Source organism: Nocardioides marmorisolisilvae (assembly GCF_031656915.1).
Classification (GTDB): Bacteria; Actinomycetota; Actinomycetes; order Propionibacteriales; family Nocardioidaceae; genus Marmoricola; species Marmoricola terrisoli.
Map to the genome: position 1 here is coordinate 1,765,964 of NZ_CP134227.1, position 17,559 is coordinate 1,783,522.

Sequence of the window (17,559 nt, forward strand, 5' to 3'; positions counted from 1 at the left end):
AGCGCAGCACGCCGATGCTCGCTGAAGACCCGCTCAGCGATGCACCTTCAAGATCACCCTGCTCGAGGTGCCAGCGGCGTTGGTCGCGGTCGCGGGTCGCAGGACCCGGAACCGGTAGGTGCCTGCCCGGCGCTCCTTGACCGCGATCACGAAGCCGACCCTCCTGGTGTGGTCGGGCATCCGCTGGCGTCGGATCCTCGCGTGGATTGCCAGGGTCTTCCAGGCCCCGTGCACGCGTCGCTGGAGATAGACGAGCTGGCCGCTGCCGGCCGGACGGACCGTGCCGTACACCCGCGCTCGCGTCTGCCGGGCCACTCGGCCCGGCCTCACGGCGGCCTGCACGACCTGGCGGACGGCGACCGTGTCCACCGCGCTGGTCGAGGCGCGCCGGGTGCTGCTGCCGGCGTACCGCCAGCGGTACTGCGTGTTCACCCTCGGCGAGACCCGAGCCGAGGCGGCACCCGATGCGTTGGTGGTGCTGGCGTGGCAGGAGCCGAACGCGCCCGTGGTGCCCATGCGTGAGCACAGCTGCACCTGCGCCCCGCGCACCGGCCCTCCCGCGCTCAGGACGGTGCGGACGGTGAGGTGACCGCCGTAGCCGATCGTGCTGTGCATTGCCGTGGAGGGTGTCAGGGTGGTCGCTCTCGGCGGCGCGGTTCGAGGATCGACTGCCCCGATGTCGCAGCCGGTCTCCGGCCTCGCCGTGCCGCGCTGGTCGACGCGGAACGCCGCACCAGCGCAGTCGGTGTCACCGGCGGCACCGATCGCCGGGCTGGTCCGGGCGGGCAGCAGCGTGTCGGTGGGTCCGCCGTTGTCGGCGAGCGCTCCGAGCCCTGCAGGCACCCCGACGATGTCGTGGTCGGCTGCCGATAGGGCACAGCTGGTGTCGTCGGACAGGTTGTGGCCATCGGACTCGATCACGCTCGCGACCGGGTCGTCGGCCGCGCAGTTCGCGGTGGTCGAGCCGGCCTTGTTCGACGCGATGGCAGTGTCGGCCAGCTTCAGCTGCGCGGCGAACCCGATCGAGGCGCCGGCCTGAGCGGGTCGACCCTCGCCCTCTTGCGCGGTGGCCAGATAGACCCCGGCGCCATGACCGCCCGCGTCCACGGTGTTGCCTGCGATGGTGCTGAACCCGAGCTCTGCGTCCGCTGCCAGCAGGAAGAGACCGCCGCCCGCGGAGCCCGCCCCGGTTGCCGAGTTGCCCGCGACCGTGCTGTTGGTCAGCTTCAACGAACCGAACTGTGCCCCGATCCCCGCACCGACACCGCTGGTGACCGTATTGGCGGCCACTGTGCTGTGACGCACATCGAGGCGACCTCCATCGACGAAGATCCCGCCACCGGCGTCGGTGGCGGTGTTGCCGGTGACGGTCGAGTGGTCGAGGACAAGGCTTCCCTCGACCTCCGCGCCGCCGCCCTGCTCAACTCCGGAACCGCCGCGGAGCGTCACGCCGTCAACGGTGACGCCAACGACGCCGACATCGACCACCCTGTCGCCGGCGGAGCTCTGCTTGATCGTGGTGAGTCGTGCTCCCGCGCCGTCGACGGTGAGTGCCTGCGCGAGATCCAGCTGACCCTGGGTCAGCGTGTAGGTGCCCTTCGGCAGCGTGATCGTGCCGCCGGGTGCGACGGCGGCGACAGCCTCGCGCAACGAGCAGCTGTCGGCGGTGTACCCGGGATAGTCGCCATAGCAGATCCCGTGACCGTCGGGGTCGTCGAACCGGGTGACGCTGAGCGTGGTCGGCTGCGGTGGGACACCCGCCATGGTGAGCGGAACCTTGACGTCACCCGAGAGGGCCTTGATCGTCAGAACGGCGTGATAGTCGCGCAGCGCGCCCGGGCTCGCGGAGACTCCCACGTCGCAGCCGCCACCGCCGAACTCCTCGGGAACCAGGACCGCCAGGCTGCAGCTGTTCCCGGTCGGGGTGAGCTGGAAGGAGGAGGCGTCGGGCCCACCGATCGAGACGTCACCGAGATAGTTCGCGCCCGTGACCGCGGAGAGGTGCACACCTCCGGTGGCCGTGCTGCCGATCCGCACCTGTCCCAAGTCCCCACCCGAGGGGGTCACGGTCGCCGCGACCTCCCCGACCTGGGCGTTGTAGGCGCCGATGTCGCAACCGTTGGACGCTTGCCTGAACTCGCGCTGGTCGGTGAGGCCGCACCAGCCGGACACGCCCCTCCCGCGGGCGTCGCCCGGCGAGATGATCGTCGGGGTCGGGCCGCCGTTCTCACTGAAGAACTGGACCTTGGTGATCGGGCCGTTGGGCACGATGTCGGGGTTCTCGCCGGTCATGAGGGTGCAGTTCCCGTCGACCAGGTTGTTGCCACTGGCCCCTCCACCCGACTCCCAGCCTGAGCCGTTGCAGTTCGCGGTGTTCGCGCCATCCGGGTTGTCGACCACGATCGTGTTGACCGCCGCCAGTGGTGCACTCGAGTCGATGCCCACCCCATTGCCCATGATCGTGTCGTTGGCCAGGTTTCCGTTGCCGTCGTTCTCCAGGCCCGCACCGGTGTTGCCGGTGAAGGTGGACTCATCGATCGAATACTCACCAGCGGCGTCGACTCCGGTCTGGTTCGCGGTGAACAGGCTGCCGTCGACCTGCATCTCGGAGTAGTCGGGGTCGCCGTAGAAGGAGACCCCTTTCGAGGTGAAGTTCTGGGCGACCACGTCGCGCAGGTCGAGGTTGGTGTTGCCGGCGCTGATCCCGATGGCCGGTGCGCCGGCGCCACTCCCGTCGACGGTCAGGTTGCGCAGGGTGACCGCACCGTAGGACGAGGTTGGCCCGTCGTACGCGCTGATCATCGCGTTCGGGACGTCGTGGCCGCAGCTGGAGTCCCAGGTGAAGCTCGCCATCTCGGCATCGGGAACGTTCTGGACGACGGGGCCGGGCTCATCGAGGAAGGCGCCCGGACCGATGCCCACCAAGGCGATGGAGCGGTAGATCGTGCTCCCGGTCGGCGGCGCGATCGAGATCGGGCAGTAGGCACCCGGAAGGAGCTCGATCGTCACGGGGCCGACCTGGGCGTTGTTCTGCTTCAGCGCAGCGGCCAGCGCCTCAGGCAGAGTCAGGCAGGCGGGTCCCCCCGTCGAAACGGTGCCTCGGCCGCAGGCCACGATGATGTTCGGGTCGGTGGGATAGCCCTCGATGCCGCTGCCGGCGTACGACGACGGGGCTGGGCCGAGGGCCACCAGCCCTCCGGCGAGCGCCAGGGCGAGGACTGCGACGCGGGCACGGAGAGCAGACAAGTGCATAGGGCCTCCAAGGCCGTTGACTTACCCAACCAACCACCGGCCCGTCGGGTCGTACATAGCCCGAACGGGTCAATCGGCTCACCACACAGGGGGCAGGTCGGCGCCGGGCGTCGGCCCGGGCACTTCCGTGAGGCAGGGGTGACCAGCCTCGGTGTCACCCCCCGTCGGCAAGTCGCTGATCACCAGCGCGCGGCAGAGCTCGGTGTTGGACAGGCCGCGCACCAGCGGGTCGAGGACGTCGGGTGGACGGCGCTGGTCCTCGGGATCGGCGTGATGGTGCCGGGCATCGCCGGGTTCCTCGTCTCCATGCTGGCGCTCGCGTGGTTCCTGGTCGTCGGCATCGTTCTCGCCGTCGGTCGACCCGTGACCGACTGAGCACCGACTGAGTCGCGGACCGCGAGCGAGGAGCGCCCGGCGTCTGGATAGCCTGCTGGGATGACTCCCACGGCTCACCAGGTACGCCGGGCGCTGGCTCGGGCCGAACGCGGCGCCCTGCTCGACGAGTCCGAGGCCGAAGTGCTGCTCGCCGCCCGCGGCGAGGACCTCGAGCGACTGTCCGTCGTGGCCGGGAGGGTGCGGGACGCGGGCCTGGTCGACGCGGGTCGGCCCGGAGTGGTCACCTACTCGCCGAAGGTGTTCATCCCGGTCACCCGGCTGTGCCGGGACAAGTGCCACTACTGCACGTTCGTGGAGACCCCCGGGCAGGCGGCCCGGGACGGCAGGGCGCCGTACCTCACGCCGGACGAGGTGCTCGAGATCGCGCGCCAGGGCGCCGCAATGGGCTGTGCGGAGGCGTTGTTCACCCTGGGTGATCGTCCCGAGGACCGCTGGCCCGAGGCGCAGGCCTGGCTGGACGAGCAGGGCTACGACTCGACGCTGGCCTATGTGCGGGCGTTGGCGATCCGGGTGCTGGAGGAGACCGGACTGCTGCCGCACCTGAACCCCGGCGTGATGTCGTGGCAGGAGATGAACCGGCTCAAGCCGGTCGCGCCCTCGATGGGGATGATGCTGGAGACGACATCGCGGCGGCTGTTCGAGACCCGGGGCGAGGCGCACTTCGGCTCACCCGACAAGGACCCCGAGGTGCGGCTGCGGGTGCTCGAGGACGCCGGTCGTCTCTCGATCCCGTTCACCACCGGGCTGCTGATCGGGATCGGGGAGACGCTGGCCGAGCGCGCGGAGTCGATCTTCGCGATCCGCAAGGTCGCGCGAACCTTCGGGCACATCCAGGAGGTGATCATCCAGAACTTCCGGGCCAAGCCCGACACCGCGATGCGGCACGCCGACGACCTCGGTCTGGAGGAGTACGTCGCGGCGATCGCGGTCACCCGGGTCGTGCTCGGCCCGAAGGTGCGCCTGCAGGCGCCGCCGAACCTGACCGACCTCGCTGAGTGCACCCGGCTGCTCGCCGCGGGCGTCGACGACTGGGGTGGGGTCTCGCCACTGACTCCGGACCACGTGAACCCCGAACGTCCCTGGCCCTCATTGGAGCGGCTCCGCTCGATCACCGCCTCCGCCGGCTTCGGTCTGAGGGCGCGACTGACCGCGCATCCGACGTACGTCCTCGGCGGCGAGCCGTGGCTGGACCCGCGGATCTCGTCGCACGTGGCCGCGCTGGCCGACGACGAGGGGCTGCTGCGCGAGGGCGCGCGGCCGGTCGGGCTGCCCTGGCAGGAGCCGGACGGCGGCTTCGCCCATGCCGGGACCGGTCACGTCGACCTGCACCGCGACGTCGATACCATCGGCCGGGCGGCGGACCGGCGCGGCGACTTCGACACCGTCTACGGCAGCTGGGACGAGTTGCGCGCCTCGATGGATGGTGCCGGGGATGGTGTCGGGGAGTCGGGCTCCGCATCCGCGACTCGGTCGGTGGCCGGGCGCCCGCTCGACGGCCGGGCCGCGCTCGCTGCGGCCGAGGCAGACCCGGGCAACCTCTCCGACGAGCACGCGATGACCTTGATGACCGCCGAGGGCGAGCTCCTGGACCAGGTGATCGGGCTGGCCGACCAGCTACGTCGGGACGCCGTCGGCGACGAGGTCACCTACGTGGTCAACCGCAACATCAACTTCACCAACGTCTGCTATGTCGGCTGCCGGTTCTGTGCGTTCGCGCAGCGTCGTACCGACAGCGATGCGTACTCGCTCTCGCTGGACCAGGTCGCCGACCGGGCCGAGGAGGCCTGGGGGCTGGGCGCGACGGAGGTGTGCATGCAGGGCGGCATCGACCCGGAGCTGCCCGGTACGGCGTACTTCGACCTGGCCGCGGCGGTCAAGAAGCGCGTTCCCGGGATGCACGTGCACGCGTTCAGCCCGATGGAGATCGTCAACGGGTCCTCGCGCACCGGGCTGTCGTTCGAGGACTTCCTGATCAAGGCCCGTGAGTCCGGGCTGGACACCATCCCGGGCACCGCCGCGGAGATCCTCGACGACGAGGTCCGCTGGGTGCTCACCAAGGGCAAGCTGCCCACCAGCACGTGGATCGAGATCGTCAGCACGGCCCACCGGGTCGGCGTCCGCTCCAGCTCGACGATGATGTACGGCCACGTCGACAACCCACGGCACTGGGTCCAGCACCTGCGCGTGCTGTCCCGCATCCAGGACGAGACGGGCGGCTTCACCGAGTTCGTGCCGCTGCCCTTCGTGCACAACTCCGCACCGATCTACCTCGCCGGCGTCGCCCGACCCGGCCCCACCCTGCGGGACAACCTCGCCGTGCACGCGATGGCCCGGATCATGCTGCACGGCCGGATCGACAACATCCAGACCAGCTGGGTCAAGCTCGGCGTCGACGGCACCCGCGCCATGCTCAATGCCGGAGCCAACGACCTCGGCGGCACCTTGATGGAGGAGACCATCTCCCGGATGGCCGGCTCGGAGTACGGATCGGCGAAGACCGTCGAGGAGCTGGTCGACATCGGCGCCGGGATCGGCCGCCCCGTCGTACAACGCACCACCACCTACGGCCGCCCCTGACGCCGAGACGTCTCGCCCAGCACGCAGTCAGTGCTGGTCGATGGACGCGACCGACCTCAGCTGGCCGCGGATGTAGGAGTTGGCGTGGGCGGCGAGGTCGTCGCCGTCCGACCAGAGGTTGCGCCAGATGCCGAGCGTGTTGCTCAGGTCCGGGTGCACCACCGCCGAGGAGAACGACTCGAAGACCACAGGCCCGTCGTACCCGATCCCGGCGAGGGCCCTGAAGAAGGCGTCGAAGTCGACGGTTCCCGACCCGAGGTAGCCCCGGTGGCTCTCGCCGATGTGGACGTAGCCGAGCCGTTCCCCGGCGGTGAGGACCGGGGTGAACAGGTCCGGCTCCTCGATGTTCATGTGGTAGGTGTCCAGGTGCACGCAGAGGTTGTCGCTGGCTGCCTCCTCGACGTACGCGACCGCCTGACGGCTGGTGTTCAGCAGGTTGGACTCGTAGCGGTTGACCACCTCGACGCCGACCCGGATCCCCAAGCCGGCTGCCCGCTCCGCGAGCCGGCCGACCGCGTCCACACTGTGCTGGCGACCGAGCGCTGTCGCGGGTTCGAGGTACTTGCGCATGGCGCAGTAGATGACACCGACCAGGTGGGTGCCGCCGAGCTCGGTCAGCACCTCCAGGCAGCGGCCGAGCAGACGGCCGCCGGCGGCCACGACCTCCGGGTCCTCGCTCGAGAGGTCCGTCTCGGCGCTGAGGCCCAGGGATGCGGTCACGCCCAGACCGGTCTCCTCGACCAGCGCGCGCACAGAGGCGGTGTCGAGCAGGTCAGGATCGAGCAGTGGGATCTCGATGAGGTCGAAGCCGGCGGCAGCGGTCCGCTCCACCGCGAGTCTGGTCCCCTCGGTGTCGAAGCTGCCGGTGAACACCGATCCGTGACATCCGATCTGCACGTCTGCCTCCTCAGCGCTGCGGGTGCACGAAGGCCTTGACCGAGTCCGACACCCGGCTGCTCAGCGTGAGGGCGTCGGCAGCCTCGTCGAGACCGAAGTGGTGGGTGATCAGCGGGGTGACGTCGACGCGCCCGGTCGAGACCAGTGCGATCGCCAGCGGCCAGGTGTGGTTGTAGCGGTTGACCAGGCTGAGGGTGAGCTCCTGTGGGTTGAGCTGGGACAGCGGAAGCCCGATCGCCTCCTCCTTCGACATCCCGATCATCGCCGCTCGACCGTGGGGTCGGAGCCGTCCCATCGCCTGACCGAGCACGCCCGGGGCACCCGAGCACTCCAGCAGCACATCGAAGCGGCGCTCGCTCGGCGCCTCGCTGTGCTCGGTGCCGAAGCCCATCCCCCGGGCGAGGTCCAGGCGGAACTCCGAGACGTCGGTGACCGTCACGCTTCCCGCGCCGAACGCCCACGCCGTCGCCGCAGCGAGGAGGCCCACCGGGCCGGCACCGGTGACCAGCACATCGTCGCCAGGCTCCAGCGACGCTCGGCGGCACCCCCAGATCCCCACCGAGAGCGGCTCCAAAAGAGCGGCCTCCTCATAGGACATCTCGTCCGGGATGAGGTGCAGGTTGCGGAAGTCGATCGCCATCCGCTCGACCAGCGCTCCGTCGTACGGCGGCGTCGCCAGGAACACCAGGTCGGGGCAGAGGTGGTAGCGCCCGGCCATGCACTCGCGGCAGTCGCGGCAGGGCGTCCCGGGCTCGATCGCGACCCTGTCGCCGACGGACACGTCCACCACGTCGCTGCCCACCTCGGTCACGACCCCGGAGGCCTCATGACCGAGGATGATCGGCCCGTCGACGACGTAGTCGCCGATCCGGCCCACCTTGAAGTACGCCGTGTCGGAGCCACAGACGCCGACCGCCTGGACCTGTACGACCGCCTCTCGCGGGCCCGGGCTGGGCTCGGGCCGCTCTTCGACGACGATCTTGTTCAACTCCGTCATGACGGCAGCACGGTTGGGCACGGGGTCTCCTCTCTGGGGCCTCGCATTGACGGGCGGTCAGGCCCGGCCGTGCGAGGCGCGTGACTTGCGGGCGAGCGAGTCGATCGCGACCGCGATCGCGAGCACCAGCCCGGTGATGACGAAGCGGTAGGACGAGTCGAGGTTCAGCAGCGTCAGCCCGTTGCTGATCGACTCGATGACCAGGATCCCGAGCAGTGCGGAGAACGCCGTACCCCGGCCGCCGAAGAGGCTTGTGCCGCCGATGACCGCCGCCGCGATCGCGTTGAGGTTGACGTCGCCCGTGCCGCTGCTGAGGTTCGCCGAGGCGAGCCGTCCGGCGGCAAGGATGCCGCCGATGCCGGCGAACAGGGAGCAGAGCACGAAGGCGCTGATGTAGACCCGGTTCACATTGATGCCCGCGCGCCTGGCGGCCTCGACATTGCCGCCGACCGCCAGCAGGGAGCGGCCCCAGCTGGTTCGGGTGATGCCGTAGTGGACGGCGAGCACCAGCGCCACGAAGAAGACGACCATCCAGCCGACCCCGCGGCTCTGGTTGAGGTACCACACGACCAGCTCGGCCACGACGAGGAGCAGCACGGAGCGAGCGACCAGCAGTTGGAGCGGCGTCGTGGAGAGGTTGGCCCGTCGGCGCCGCGCGTACGTGTCGAAGCCGCTGAGGAACAGGGCGAGCGAGGCCAGCGCGGCAAGCACGTAGGACAGCCACGGCGCGACGAAGTCGAGCTGGGCGAAGCTCACCAGCCACGAGTCGAACGGGAGGTTCACCGAGCCCTGGCCCCCGAGGATCGCCAGCTGCAGGCCCAGGAACGCCAGCAGACCGGCGAGCGAGGACACGAAGCTGGGCATGCCGAAGCGGGTCAGCAGCACGCCGTACAGCAGGCCGATGCCGCAGGCGACGAGGCAGGCCACGACCACCGCGAGCACCCAGTTCCAGTCGTTGCGCACGAAGAGCACGGCGACCACGGCGGCGGAGAAACCGCTGACCGAGCCGACGGACAGGTCGATCTCACCCACGAGGAGCACGCAGACGATGCCCAGCGCGATCACGCCGACGGCGCACGAGTCGAGGGTGAGATTGACCAGGTTGCCGCTGGAGAGGAAGACCGAGTTGAGGACCTGGAAGATGGTGCCGATCACGAGCAGACCGACGATCACCGGCAGCGGCCCGACGTCGCCAGCGCGGACGCTGCGCCAGAACGTGTCCGCGGCGCCGCGCAGGCCGGCCCCCTGCCGAAGCCGCTCGTCAAGCTGGTCCAGCGCCACCGTGGGCTGTGGTGCGCTCATCACTGCATCCCCTCGGTCGTCGTACGGCGTTGGTCACGCACCCGGTCGCGGCGCCGGGTGACCACGTTGTCGCTGGCGCCGGTGATCGCCGCCACGACCTCTTCCGAGGTGACCGTCGCGGCGTCGAACTCGCCGTTGTTGCGGCCCAGGCGCAGGACGACGATCCGGTCCGCGACCGCACGCACGTCCTCCATGTTGTGGCTGATCATGATCACGCCGAGCCCGCGCTCGCGGAGCCGCTCGATCAGGTCGAGGACCTCCGCAGTCTGCGCGACTCCCAACGCGGCGGTCGGCTCGTCGAGGATGATCACCCGCGGCTCGCCCAGGAGGGACCGTGCGATCGCGACGGTCTGGCGCTGTCCGCCGGAGAGCGACGCGATCGGCACCCGCACGGTGGCGATGCGCGCGGAGAGCTGCTGCAGGAGCTCCCACGACCTCACCTCCATCGCGACCTCGTCGAGGCGGAACGGTCCACGTTCGCGCCCGAGGAACAGGTTGCCGACAACGTCGAGGTTCTCGCACAGGGCCAGGTCCTGGAACACCGTGGCGATGCCGAGGCCGATCGCCGCACTCGGATCGGTGATCTCGACCTGGTGCCTGTCGAAGCTGATGACGCCCGCGTCGGCCTGGTGCACCCCGGCGAGCACCTTGACGAGGGTGGACTTGCCGGCACCGTTGTCGCCGACGATCGCGACCACCTCCCCGGCATCGACGTCGAGGTCGATCTCGGTCAGCGCGTTGACCGCACCGAAGGTCTTGCTCACCCCACGCAGGCTCAGCAACGAGGTGCGCGTGGGCGCTGGGGCCGTGCTGGTCATCTCATGCCTCCGTGTCTGCTTCCCTGTCCCGCTCGGGATCCGCCGGCCGCATCGTGCGCGACCGGCGGACCGACGAGATCAGGAGATGCCGAGCTTCTTGCAGGCCGCGGCGTACTCCGTGGTGCACAGGTCCGAGACCGTGTTGATCTTCTTGTCGATGATCTCGGCCTTGAGGTTCTGCGCGGTCACGAGCGTGGGCTGGTAGAGCTTGGTCGGCGACCCGAACAGCTCGGTGCTCGTGTCGGGCTTCTCGCCCTTCAGGAGCTTGGCCGCCACCTCGGCAGCCGCACCGCCCACGATCTCGCTGGGCTTGCTGATGGTGTTGTACTGGTCACCAGCGATGATCAGCTGCAGACCTGCGACGGTGGCGTCGTTGCCGCTGACCGGCGGGTTGGGGTTGACCCCGGCGGCCTTGAATGCCGCGATGGTGCCACCGGCGGTGCCGTCATTGGCAGCCACGACGCCGACGATCCTCTTGCCGAAGCGCGAGATCTGACCCGACACCCACTGCTGGGCGTTCTCGGGCTTCCAGTCGATGGTGTCGTACTCGGCGAGGACCTTGACGCCGCTGTTGTCGACACCCTCGTGGATGCCCTTCTTGATCAAGCCGGCCGCCGCGTCCGTCGGCGACCCGTTGACGATCAGGATCCCCGAGTCCGCCGGTACCGGGCTGCTCTTCACCTTCTTGATCAGCGAGGTGGCGATGTCCTTGCCGATCTGCTCGTTGTCGAAGGAGACATAGAAGTCGACCTTCGCCTTCGGGATCGGGCGGTCATAGGCGATCACCTTGGCGCCCTGGGCGTGGGCGGCGTTGACCATCGTCACGGCGGCCGCAGAGTCGACCGGGTCCAGCACGATCACCTTCGCCCCCTGGGCGAGCGCGGAGTTGAACTGCGACTGCTGCTTGGACGCGTCCGCGTCGGCGTTGTTGTACAGCGGCGTGCAGCTGCTGCACAGCTCCTTGAGCCGCTTCTCGAAGCCCGGGCGGTCGTGCAGCTCGTAGCGCGTCGACCCCTCGTCAGGCATCAGGAAGGCGACCTTCGCGCCCGAGCCCGAGCCGCTGCCACCACCATTGCCGCCGCCGCTGCCGCACGCGGCGGCCGTCGACGCGAGCACCACGACGCCGACCACTGCGACGGCCTTGCGCACCAAGTTCCTCGTCATCTGGGGGCAACTCCTTCACGTCTGCCGCCTATAGGCGACTGCCGGCACGATTCGTTTTTAAATCGTGCGAATTTTGCACTTTCGCTGATGTTAGGGACACACTTTGAAACGTGTCAAGGGTCACAGGGCGAAACTCCAGCGCGCAGGGCAGCTCAAGCCGGGTCGGCATCAAGGACGTCGCCCGGCTCGCCCAGGTCTCGCCTGGCACCGTCTCGAACGTGCTCAACCATCCCGAGCGCGTGCGCGCCGAGCGGCGGGAGGCGGTCGAGCGGGCGATCCAGCAGCTCGGCTACGTCCGCCACGAGGCCGCCCGGCACCTGCGCTCGGGCACCTCGAAGACGATCGGCCTGCTGCTCCTCGACGCGTGGAACCCGGGGTTCCTCGACGTGGCGCGCGGGGTCGAGGATGCCACGGCCCGGGACGGCTGGACCGTGCTGATCTCCAACAGCGCCCGCGACCTCGAGCGCGAGAAGACCTACCTCAGACTCTTCGCCGAGCGACGCGTCGCGGGCCTGATCGCCGTACCGCACGACCAGTTCGGCGAGAACCTGCGTCGGATCCGGGCCGGCGGCATCCCGGTCACCGTGGTCGACCGGGCCGAGTCGGGCGACGACGAGATGTCGGTCGCGGTCGACGACGTCACCGGTGGGGCTCTGGCCGCGCAGCACCTGCTCGATCTCGGCCACCGGCATCTCGCCTTCGTGGGCGACGAGGCCGCAGCGGCGCCGATCCACGAGCGGCTCACCGGCGTACGCCGCGCAGTCGACGCGATGAGCAACGGATCGAGACCCATCCGGCTCGACGTCATCCCCGCCGAGCTGACCGTCGATGCCGGCCGCGTCGTCGGTGACCGGCTCGCGACCGCCGTCGACCGGCCCACCGGGATCGTCGCGAGCATCGACCTGCTCGCCTTCGGCATCCTGCAGGCACTGCTGCAGCACGGCCTCGTCGTACCGGACGACGTCTCGCTGTGCGGCTACGACGACATCCCCTTCGCGCGCCAGCTCTCGGTGCCGCTGACGAGCGTCTATCGACCGCACTACGAGATGGGCACCACTGCCGCGGCGATGATCGTCGGCGCGCTCAGCGGCGAGCCACCCGAGCCCCGACACGCGCTGTTCACGCCCAAGCTGGTGGTCCGTGAGTCCACCGCCCCTCCCCCGGCCTCCGGAAGGCGGTCCACCGCATGAGTGCGCTCCTGCTCGGCATCGACCTCGGCACCGGCAGCAGCAAGGGCGTGCTCGCGGCCCCGGACGGAGAGGTGGTCGCGACCGCGATCCGCAACCGTCCGCACAGCATGAGCATGCCGCGTCCCGGCTGGGCGGAGGTCGACGCCGAGACGGTGTGGTGGGCCGACGTGGTGGCCCTTGCCCGCGAGCTCGTCGAGCGGGCCGGCGGCCAGCAGATCGCCGGCGTCTGCGTCAGCGGGGTGGGCCCGTGCCTGCTGATCTGCCGGGGCGGCGTACCCGTCCGGCCCGCGATCCTCTACGGCATCGATACCCGTGCGACCGCCGAGATCGACGAGCTGAACGCACGCCTCGGCGCCGACGAGGTGCTCGCCCGCGCGGCGACCCCCCTCACCACCCAGGCGGTGGGGCCCAAGGGTCTCTGGCTGCGTCGCCACGAGCCGGAGGCGTGGGCCGCGGCCGACGGATGGTTCAGCTCCAGCTCCTTCGTCGTGCAGCGTCTCACCGGGGAGTACGTCCTCGACCACCACACGGCCAGTCAGTCGGTGCCGCTGTACGACTTCCACGGCCAGGACTGGAACGACGCGTGGTACGGCGAGGTGATGGGCGACCTGCCTCGGCCGCGCCTGGTTCGACCCGCCGAGGTCGTCGGTACCGTGACACCTGCCGCCGCGGCGAAGTGCGGCCTCCCTGCGGGCACACCCGTCTGCGCCGGCACCGTCGACGCGTGGGCGGAGGCGTTCAGCGGCGGGGTCCGCGCTCCGGGCGATCTGATGCTGATGTACGGCTCGACGATGTTCTTCGTCCAGGAGCTGAGCCGCCCCGCCCCGCACCCCCAGCTGTGGAACACCGTCGGCGTCGACCCGGGCAGCCTCTGCCTGGCCGCAGGGATGTCGACCTCGGGGAGCCTCACCAGCTGGGTGCGGCACCTCGTCGGCGACGTACCCTTCGAGACGCTCATCGACGAGGCTGCCGCCACGCCACCGGGCGCCGACGGGCTCCTGCTGCTGCCGTACTTCGCCGGTGAGCGCACCCCGATCTTCGACCATCATGCTCGCGGCGTCGTCGTCGGTCTCACCCTGCGTCATGGGCGCGGGCACCTGTACCGCGCCGTCTACGAAGGGATCGCCTTCGGCATCCGCCAGATCCTGGAGCTGCTCGACACCGAGGCGAATCCGGTACGTCGGCTGGTGGCGGTCGGCGGCGGCACCCAGGGCGCCCTCTGGACCCAGGTCGTCAGCGACGTCACCGGAAGGGAGCAGCAGGTCCCCGAGCAGACCATCGGCGCGAGCTACGGCGACGCACTGATGGCAGCGATCGGCGTCGGCCTGGTCCCGGCGGAGACCGACTGGGCTCGCATCTCCCGGGTCGTGACTCCCGATCCGTCCACGAGGGAGCTCTATGACGAGCTCTACGGTCTCTACGGCTCGCTCTACCCGGCCACCCGCGACCACGCGCACGCCCTGGCAGCGATCCAGGAGTACTGACCCGGGTCGCAGGCTCGGTGAGCGCTCCGACGACGAATGGTCGAACAGGTCAGCCGAGGGTGACCGGGAGCGACTCCACGCCGTACACGATCGACTTGGCGTGGAACTCCAGCTCGGAAGGGTTGACTGCGAGGCGCATGTCGGGGAACCGGCGGGCCAGGGCGGGGTACGCGGCGCGGAGCTCCATCCGTGCGAGCTCGGCGCCGACGCACCGGTGCAGACCGTGGCCGAACGCGACGTGGTTCGACGACGCTGCGGACGGGCAGAACTGCTCGCCCGGGGTCGACCGTGGGTCCCGCGAGGCGGCGGGCAGGTGGGCCAGCATCACCGACCCCTTGCGGATCAGATGGCCGCCGACCATGACGTCCTCCTTGGCGAACCGCGGGAACGCCACCTGTACGACGGCCAGGTGCCGGAGCAGCTCCTCGACGATAGGGTCGACCGCCTCCGGCTCCTCGGCGATCCGTCGCCACAGCTCGCGGTCCTGCAGCAGCACCAGGGTGCCGAGCGCCAGCATCGAGGCGCTGGTCTCCATGCCTCCGTTGAACGCGCCGTCGGCGAGCCCGCCGAGGTCGAAGTCGTTGATCTCGTCGCCGTGCTCGCGGATGATCTGCCCTATCAGGCCCGGCCCCGGGTCGAGCCGCTGTCGCGTGGTCTCGGCGAGCAGGAACTCCCGTGAGCCGCTGATGGCGCCCACCGCGCCGACGCCGCCTTGGGAGACGTCGAAGCGCGCGGTGCCCAGCTGGCGGAACGTGTCCCGACGGTCCTCGGGCAGCCCGAGGAGGTCACAGATGACGCCGAACGGAACCGGGAAGGCGAAGGTCTGTACCAGGTCGACGACGCCGTCGACGGCAGCCGCGGCCGCGGTCTCGTCCATCTGCCGGGTGATGATCGTGTTGATCCGCGGCTCGAGACGCTGGAGTCGCCGCCGGGTGAACTCCGGGGTGAGCAGCTTACGCTGCCGGGTGTGCTCGGGCGGGTCGGTGAACCCCAGGCCGCCGATGTCTCCGCTCTGCACGTCACCGCTGGCTCCCATGAGGTGCCGGATGTCGGTGGAGTGGTGAACGTTGCCGAGGACCTCGCGCGCCTCGTCGTACCCGGTGATCAGCCAGATGTCGAGACCCATGAACGACGTCAGTCGCTGCACCGGGTCGACGGCACGGTCGCGGGCGAGTCGTGCAGGCGGGTCGACGCCGTCACGCAGCAGCGGCCACGCGAGGCGGTCCGGGACGCGATCGAGCTTGCTCAGGTCGATCACACCCGCACGGGCGATCAGCCGGGAGCGCACGGCAGCACGGAACGAGGCAACCACGCTCATTGCCCACTACCTTCCTGTTCCCCCGGATCGGACACGCAGAGGATACCGGGAGTACCTCCATCGTCCGCGCACGGCAGGCCGACGGCGCGGCCGCGCAGGGCCGGCGGTGGGAACTACCGGTCGGTGATTCGGCGCGACTGCGCCCGGCCAGTGCCGGTGTCACCCTCGTCGGCGAAGCGGACCGGGCCCACCTCCGCGCGGTCCCCTTCCAGGTTGATCCGGTCCTCTGCCTCGATCAGGCCCCGCACCCGCTCGCGCAGAGTCTCGGTGCCGCGCGGGCAGGGGATCAGCACATCGGTCGATCCGCCCGAGTCCTGGCTGTCGGGCAGCGCCTCGATGCCGCCCTGGCGCAGCGCGCTGAGCACCACGATCGGGTCCCGCCCCTGCGGCACCCTGTAGCGCAGCATCGGGACCTCGCGCTCCTTGAGCTCCTGGGTCTCCTTGCTCTTCTGGCCAGCGAAGGCGAAGACCGCCACGCAGGCGATCACGAACAGCACCAAGAAGACGAGACCGACGATGACGAACTGCACGGGGCACCTCCGAAGCCGACGCACCGCTCCCGTACCCGTGCCCGGACGCCACAAACACCGCAGAGCCCGGGCGAGGTCAGTTCAGCTTGGTCGAGCCGTGGCAGAGATACCTGCGCCCACCGACCGGTTGCCAGTGGCCGTTCTCCAGGCGCAGGAACCGCCAGCAGCTCGAGTTGACCTTCGGGCCGACCGCCTGCGGCGCGTGCATGCCGTGATCGGTCCAGCCGTCGACGTGCCGGACCCGGTCGACCAGGGCCGCCCTGGTGAGCCGTCCACCGAGCCCGGCGGCCTCCGCGCCGAACAGCCGGGCCGCGGACCAGGCGAAAATGCCGAAGTACGACGGCGCCGCTCCCGGCGCGACCTGCTGCAGCCAGGCCTCGTAGAGCCGCAGCTCCTTGCTGGTCGACGCCTCCTCCAGCGGCGTGAAGTCGATGAACACGAAGGCACCGTTCACCGCGCTTCCGCCGGACTTCACGAAGGTCGGGTCGTAGGCGGTCGGGTCGAGAAGGAACACGTCGGGCTTGAAGTCGGCGTTCTGCATCGCCTGGGCCAGGCGGACGGCCTCGTCCTGGGAGCCGACGAACTGGACCCAGCGGACCCCCTTCTGCTTCATCTTCTGCACGTACGGCGTGTAGTTGAACTCGGCCACGTCGAACGACGCGGAGTAGACGAACCGCATGCCCCGCTTCTGCTCCACGGCCTGCTGGGTGCGAGCGTTCTCGACCGACGCGGCTGCGTTCACGTAGAGCATCGCGGCGTGCTGGGTCGACGCGTGGTAGTGCGCGAGGAAGAAGTCCGGCACGGCGTTCTGGAAGGCGTGCAGGTCGGTGGCCTGGGCTCCGAAGCACGTGGTGCAGGCGTTGCGTGCGTCCGAGACGGCCGCGGCTCGAAGGTCGGGCAGGCCGCACTTCTGCGCCGTACCGGCGCCACCGGAGTCGAAGGCCGACATCGATCCGACTGCGGCGAAGGCGTTGCTGCACGCCTTCAGGTAAGCGGCCTGGTCGGCCGTCGGGTCGGTGCGGCTGTCCATCGGCAGCAGGGTGAGCTTGCGGCCGCACAACGAGGTGGTCGCGTTGAAGTAGGCGACGTACGCCTTGACCGCCTGCTGGGCCGAGGTGAAGATGCCCGGCACCGGACCGCTGATGTCGGCGACGTTGGCGATGGTGATCGTCTTGTCGGTGATCCCGGTCTGGTTGTGGAAGCCGGCGCAGGAGGCTCGTGCACCACCGGTGGCCGAGGTGCCGGCCGTCGCGGTGCGGGTCCCGCCGGACGGACCGGGCTGTCCCGACGCCGTACCGCTCGCCGTACCCGTACCCGCACTGGCGCCCCCGCCCGACGTCGAGGATCTGGTCGACCCAGCCGGGTCACCGGACGTGCTCTGTGCGCTCCCGGTGCCGCCGGCGCCCGGGTCCGATGTGGTGCTCGATGACCCGCCATCGGCTGCGCCGCCGGCGACCTGGCCCTGCACCGCGTCATTGGCGGCGCGCACGTACGACGGCGACAGCGCTGAGCCGCCGCACGCGGTGACCAGCGCCGAGACGGCCAGCGCGACACCCAGCAGCGCCACCGTGCGTCCCCGTGCACTGCGTCTCCGTGCACTCTGGCTCCGGCCCACCAACTGTCCCTCCCGAGGT

At 70.1% G+C, this 17,559-nt stretch carries 13 protein-coding genes; 4 read left to right on the forward strand and 9 right to left on the reverse strand.

The annotated features are described in order from the left end of the window. Positions 1–33: 33 nt before the first annotated feature. Positions 34–3,252, reverse strand: coding sequence for a choice-of-anchor Q domain-containing protein (locus Q9R13_RS08405; protein ID WP_310964648.1), 3,219 nt, complete (start codon positions 3,250–3,252; stop codon positions 34–36). A 138-nt stretch (positions 3,253–3,390) separates the two neighbouring features. On the opposite strand from Q9R13_RS08405, the gene Q9R13_RS08410 reads away from it, so the two are divergent. Together Q9R13_RS08410 and Q9R13_RS08415 are read left to right on the forward strand one after the other, a co-directional pair. Then, complete coding sequence (locus Q9R13_RS08410) at positions 3,391–3,627, forward strand: hypothetical protein (RefSeq protein ID WP_310964649.1); 237 nt, start codon at positions 3,391–3,393, stop codon at positions 3,625–3,627. Between the two features lie 60 nt (positions 3,628–3,687). Next, the gene (locus tag Q9R13_RS08415; RefSeq protein WP_310964650.1) at positions 3,688–6,225 is read left to right on the forward strand and encodes a bifunctional FO biosynthesis protein CofGH; all 2,538 of its coding nucleotides are present in this window, start codon (positions 3,688–3,690) and stop codon (positions 6,223–6,225) included. Between the two features lie 27 nt (positions 6,226–6,252). On the opposite strand, the gene Q9R13_RS08420 is transcribed toward Q9R13_RS08415, so the two are convergent. The 5 genes from Q9R13_RS08420 to Q9R13_RS08440 form a co-directional block, all read right to left on the reverse strand. After that, positions 6,253–7,122: a sugar phosphate isomerase/epimerase family protein gene (locus tag Q9R13_RS08420; protein ID WP_310964651.1), complete on the reverse strand. Its 870-nt coding sequence runs from the start codon at positions 7,120–7,122 to the stop codon at positions 6,253–6,255. Between the two features lie 10 nt (positions 7,123–7,132). Beyond that, positions 7,133–8,140, reverse strand: a complete 1,008-nt coding sequence (locus Q9R13_RS08425) for an alcohol dehydrogenase catalytic domain-containing protein (RefSeq protein WP_310964653.1) — start codon at positions 8,138–8,140, stop codon at positions 7,133–7,135. Positions 8,141–8,176: 36 nt separating this feature from the next. Beyond that, complete coding sequence (locus tag Q9R13_RS08430; RefSeq protein WP_310964654.1) at positions 8,177–9,421, reverse strand: sugar ABC transporter permease; 1,245 nt, start codon at positions 9,419–9,421, stop codon at positions 8,177–8,179. Further along, the gene (locus Q9R13_RS08435) at positions 9,421–10,185 is read right to left on the reverse strand and encodes an ATP-binding cassette domain-containing protein (protein WP_458295168.1); all 765 of its coding nucleotides are present in this window, start codon (positions 10,183–10,185) and stop codon (positions 9,421–9,423) included. The genes Q9R13_RS08430 and Q9R13_RS08435 overlap by 1 nt, the downstream gene beginning before the upstream one ends. Positions 10,186–10,317: 132 nt before the next feature. Further along, a complete protein-coding gene (locus tag Q9R13_RS08440) occupies positions 10,318–11,403 on the reverse strand; it encodes an ABC transporter substrate-binding protein (RefSeq protein WP_310964656.1) in 1,086 nt (361 codons plus the stop codon). 110 nt (positions 11,404–11,513) lie between these two features. Here Q9R13_RS08440 and Q9R13_RS08445 point away from each other — a divergent pair, with 110 nt between their 5' ends. Beyond that, the gene (locus Q9R13_RS08445) at positions 11,514–12,593 is read left to right on the forward strand and encodes a LacI family DNA-binding transcriptional regulator (protein WP_310964658.1); all 1,080 of its coding nucleotides are present in this window, start codon (positions 11,514–11,516) and stop codon (positions 12,591–12,593) included. Next, positions 12,590–14,077 carry an FGGY-family carbohydrate kinase gene (locus tag Q9R13_RS08450; protein WP_310964659.1) on the forward strand — a complete coding sequence of 496 codons (1,488 nt, stop codon included), beginning with the start codon at positions 12,590–12,592 and terminating at the stop codon, positions 14,075–14,077. Before Q9R13_RS08445 ends, Q9R13_RS08450 begins: the two co-directional genes overlap by 4 nt. Before the next feature lie 49 nt (positions 14,078–14,126). Here the strand turns inward: Q9R13_RS08450 and Q9R13_RS08455 are convergent, their stop codons facing one another. From Q9R13_RS08455 to Q9R13_RS08465, 3 genes are all read right to left on the reverse strand, one after another. Then, a complete protein-coding gene (locus tag Q9R13_RS08455; RefSeq protein WP_310964660.1) occupies positions 14,127–15,395 on the reverse strand; it encodes a cytochrome P450 in 1,269 nt (422 codons plus the stop codon). 113 nt (positions 15,396–15,508) lie between these two features. Continuing rightward, positions 15,509–15,925: a hypothetical protein gene (locus tag Q9R13_RS08460; RefSeq protein ID WP_310964661.1), complete on the reverse strand. Its 417-nt coding sequence runs from the start codon at positions 15,923–15,925 to the stop codon at positions 15,509–15,511. Positions 15,926–16,001: 76 nt separating this feature from the next. Then, a complete protein-coding gene (locus tag Q9R13_RS08465) occupies positions 16,002–17,492 on the reverse strand; it encodes an ABC transporter substrate-binding protein (RefSeq protein WP_310964662.1) in 1,491 nt (496 codons plus the stop codon). Positions 17,493–17,559: the final 67 nt, after the last annotated feature.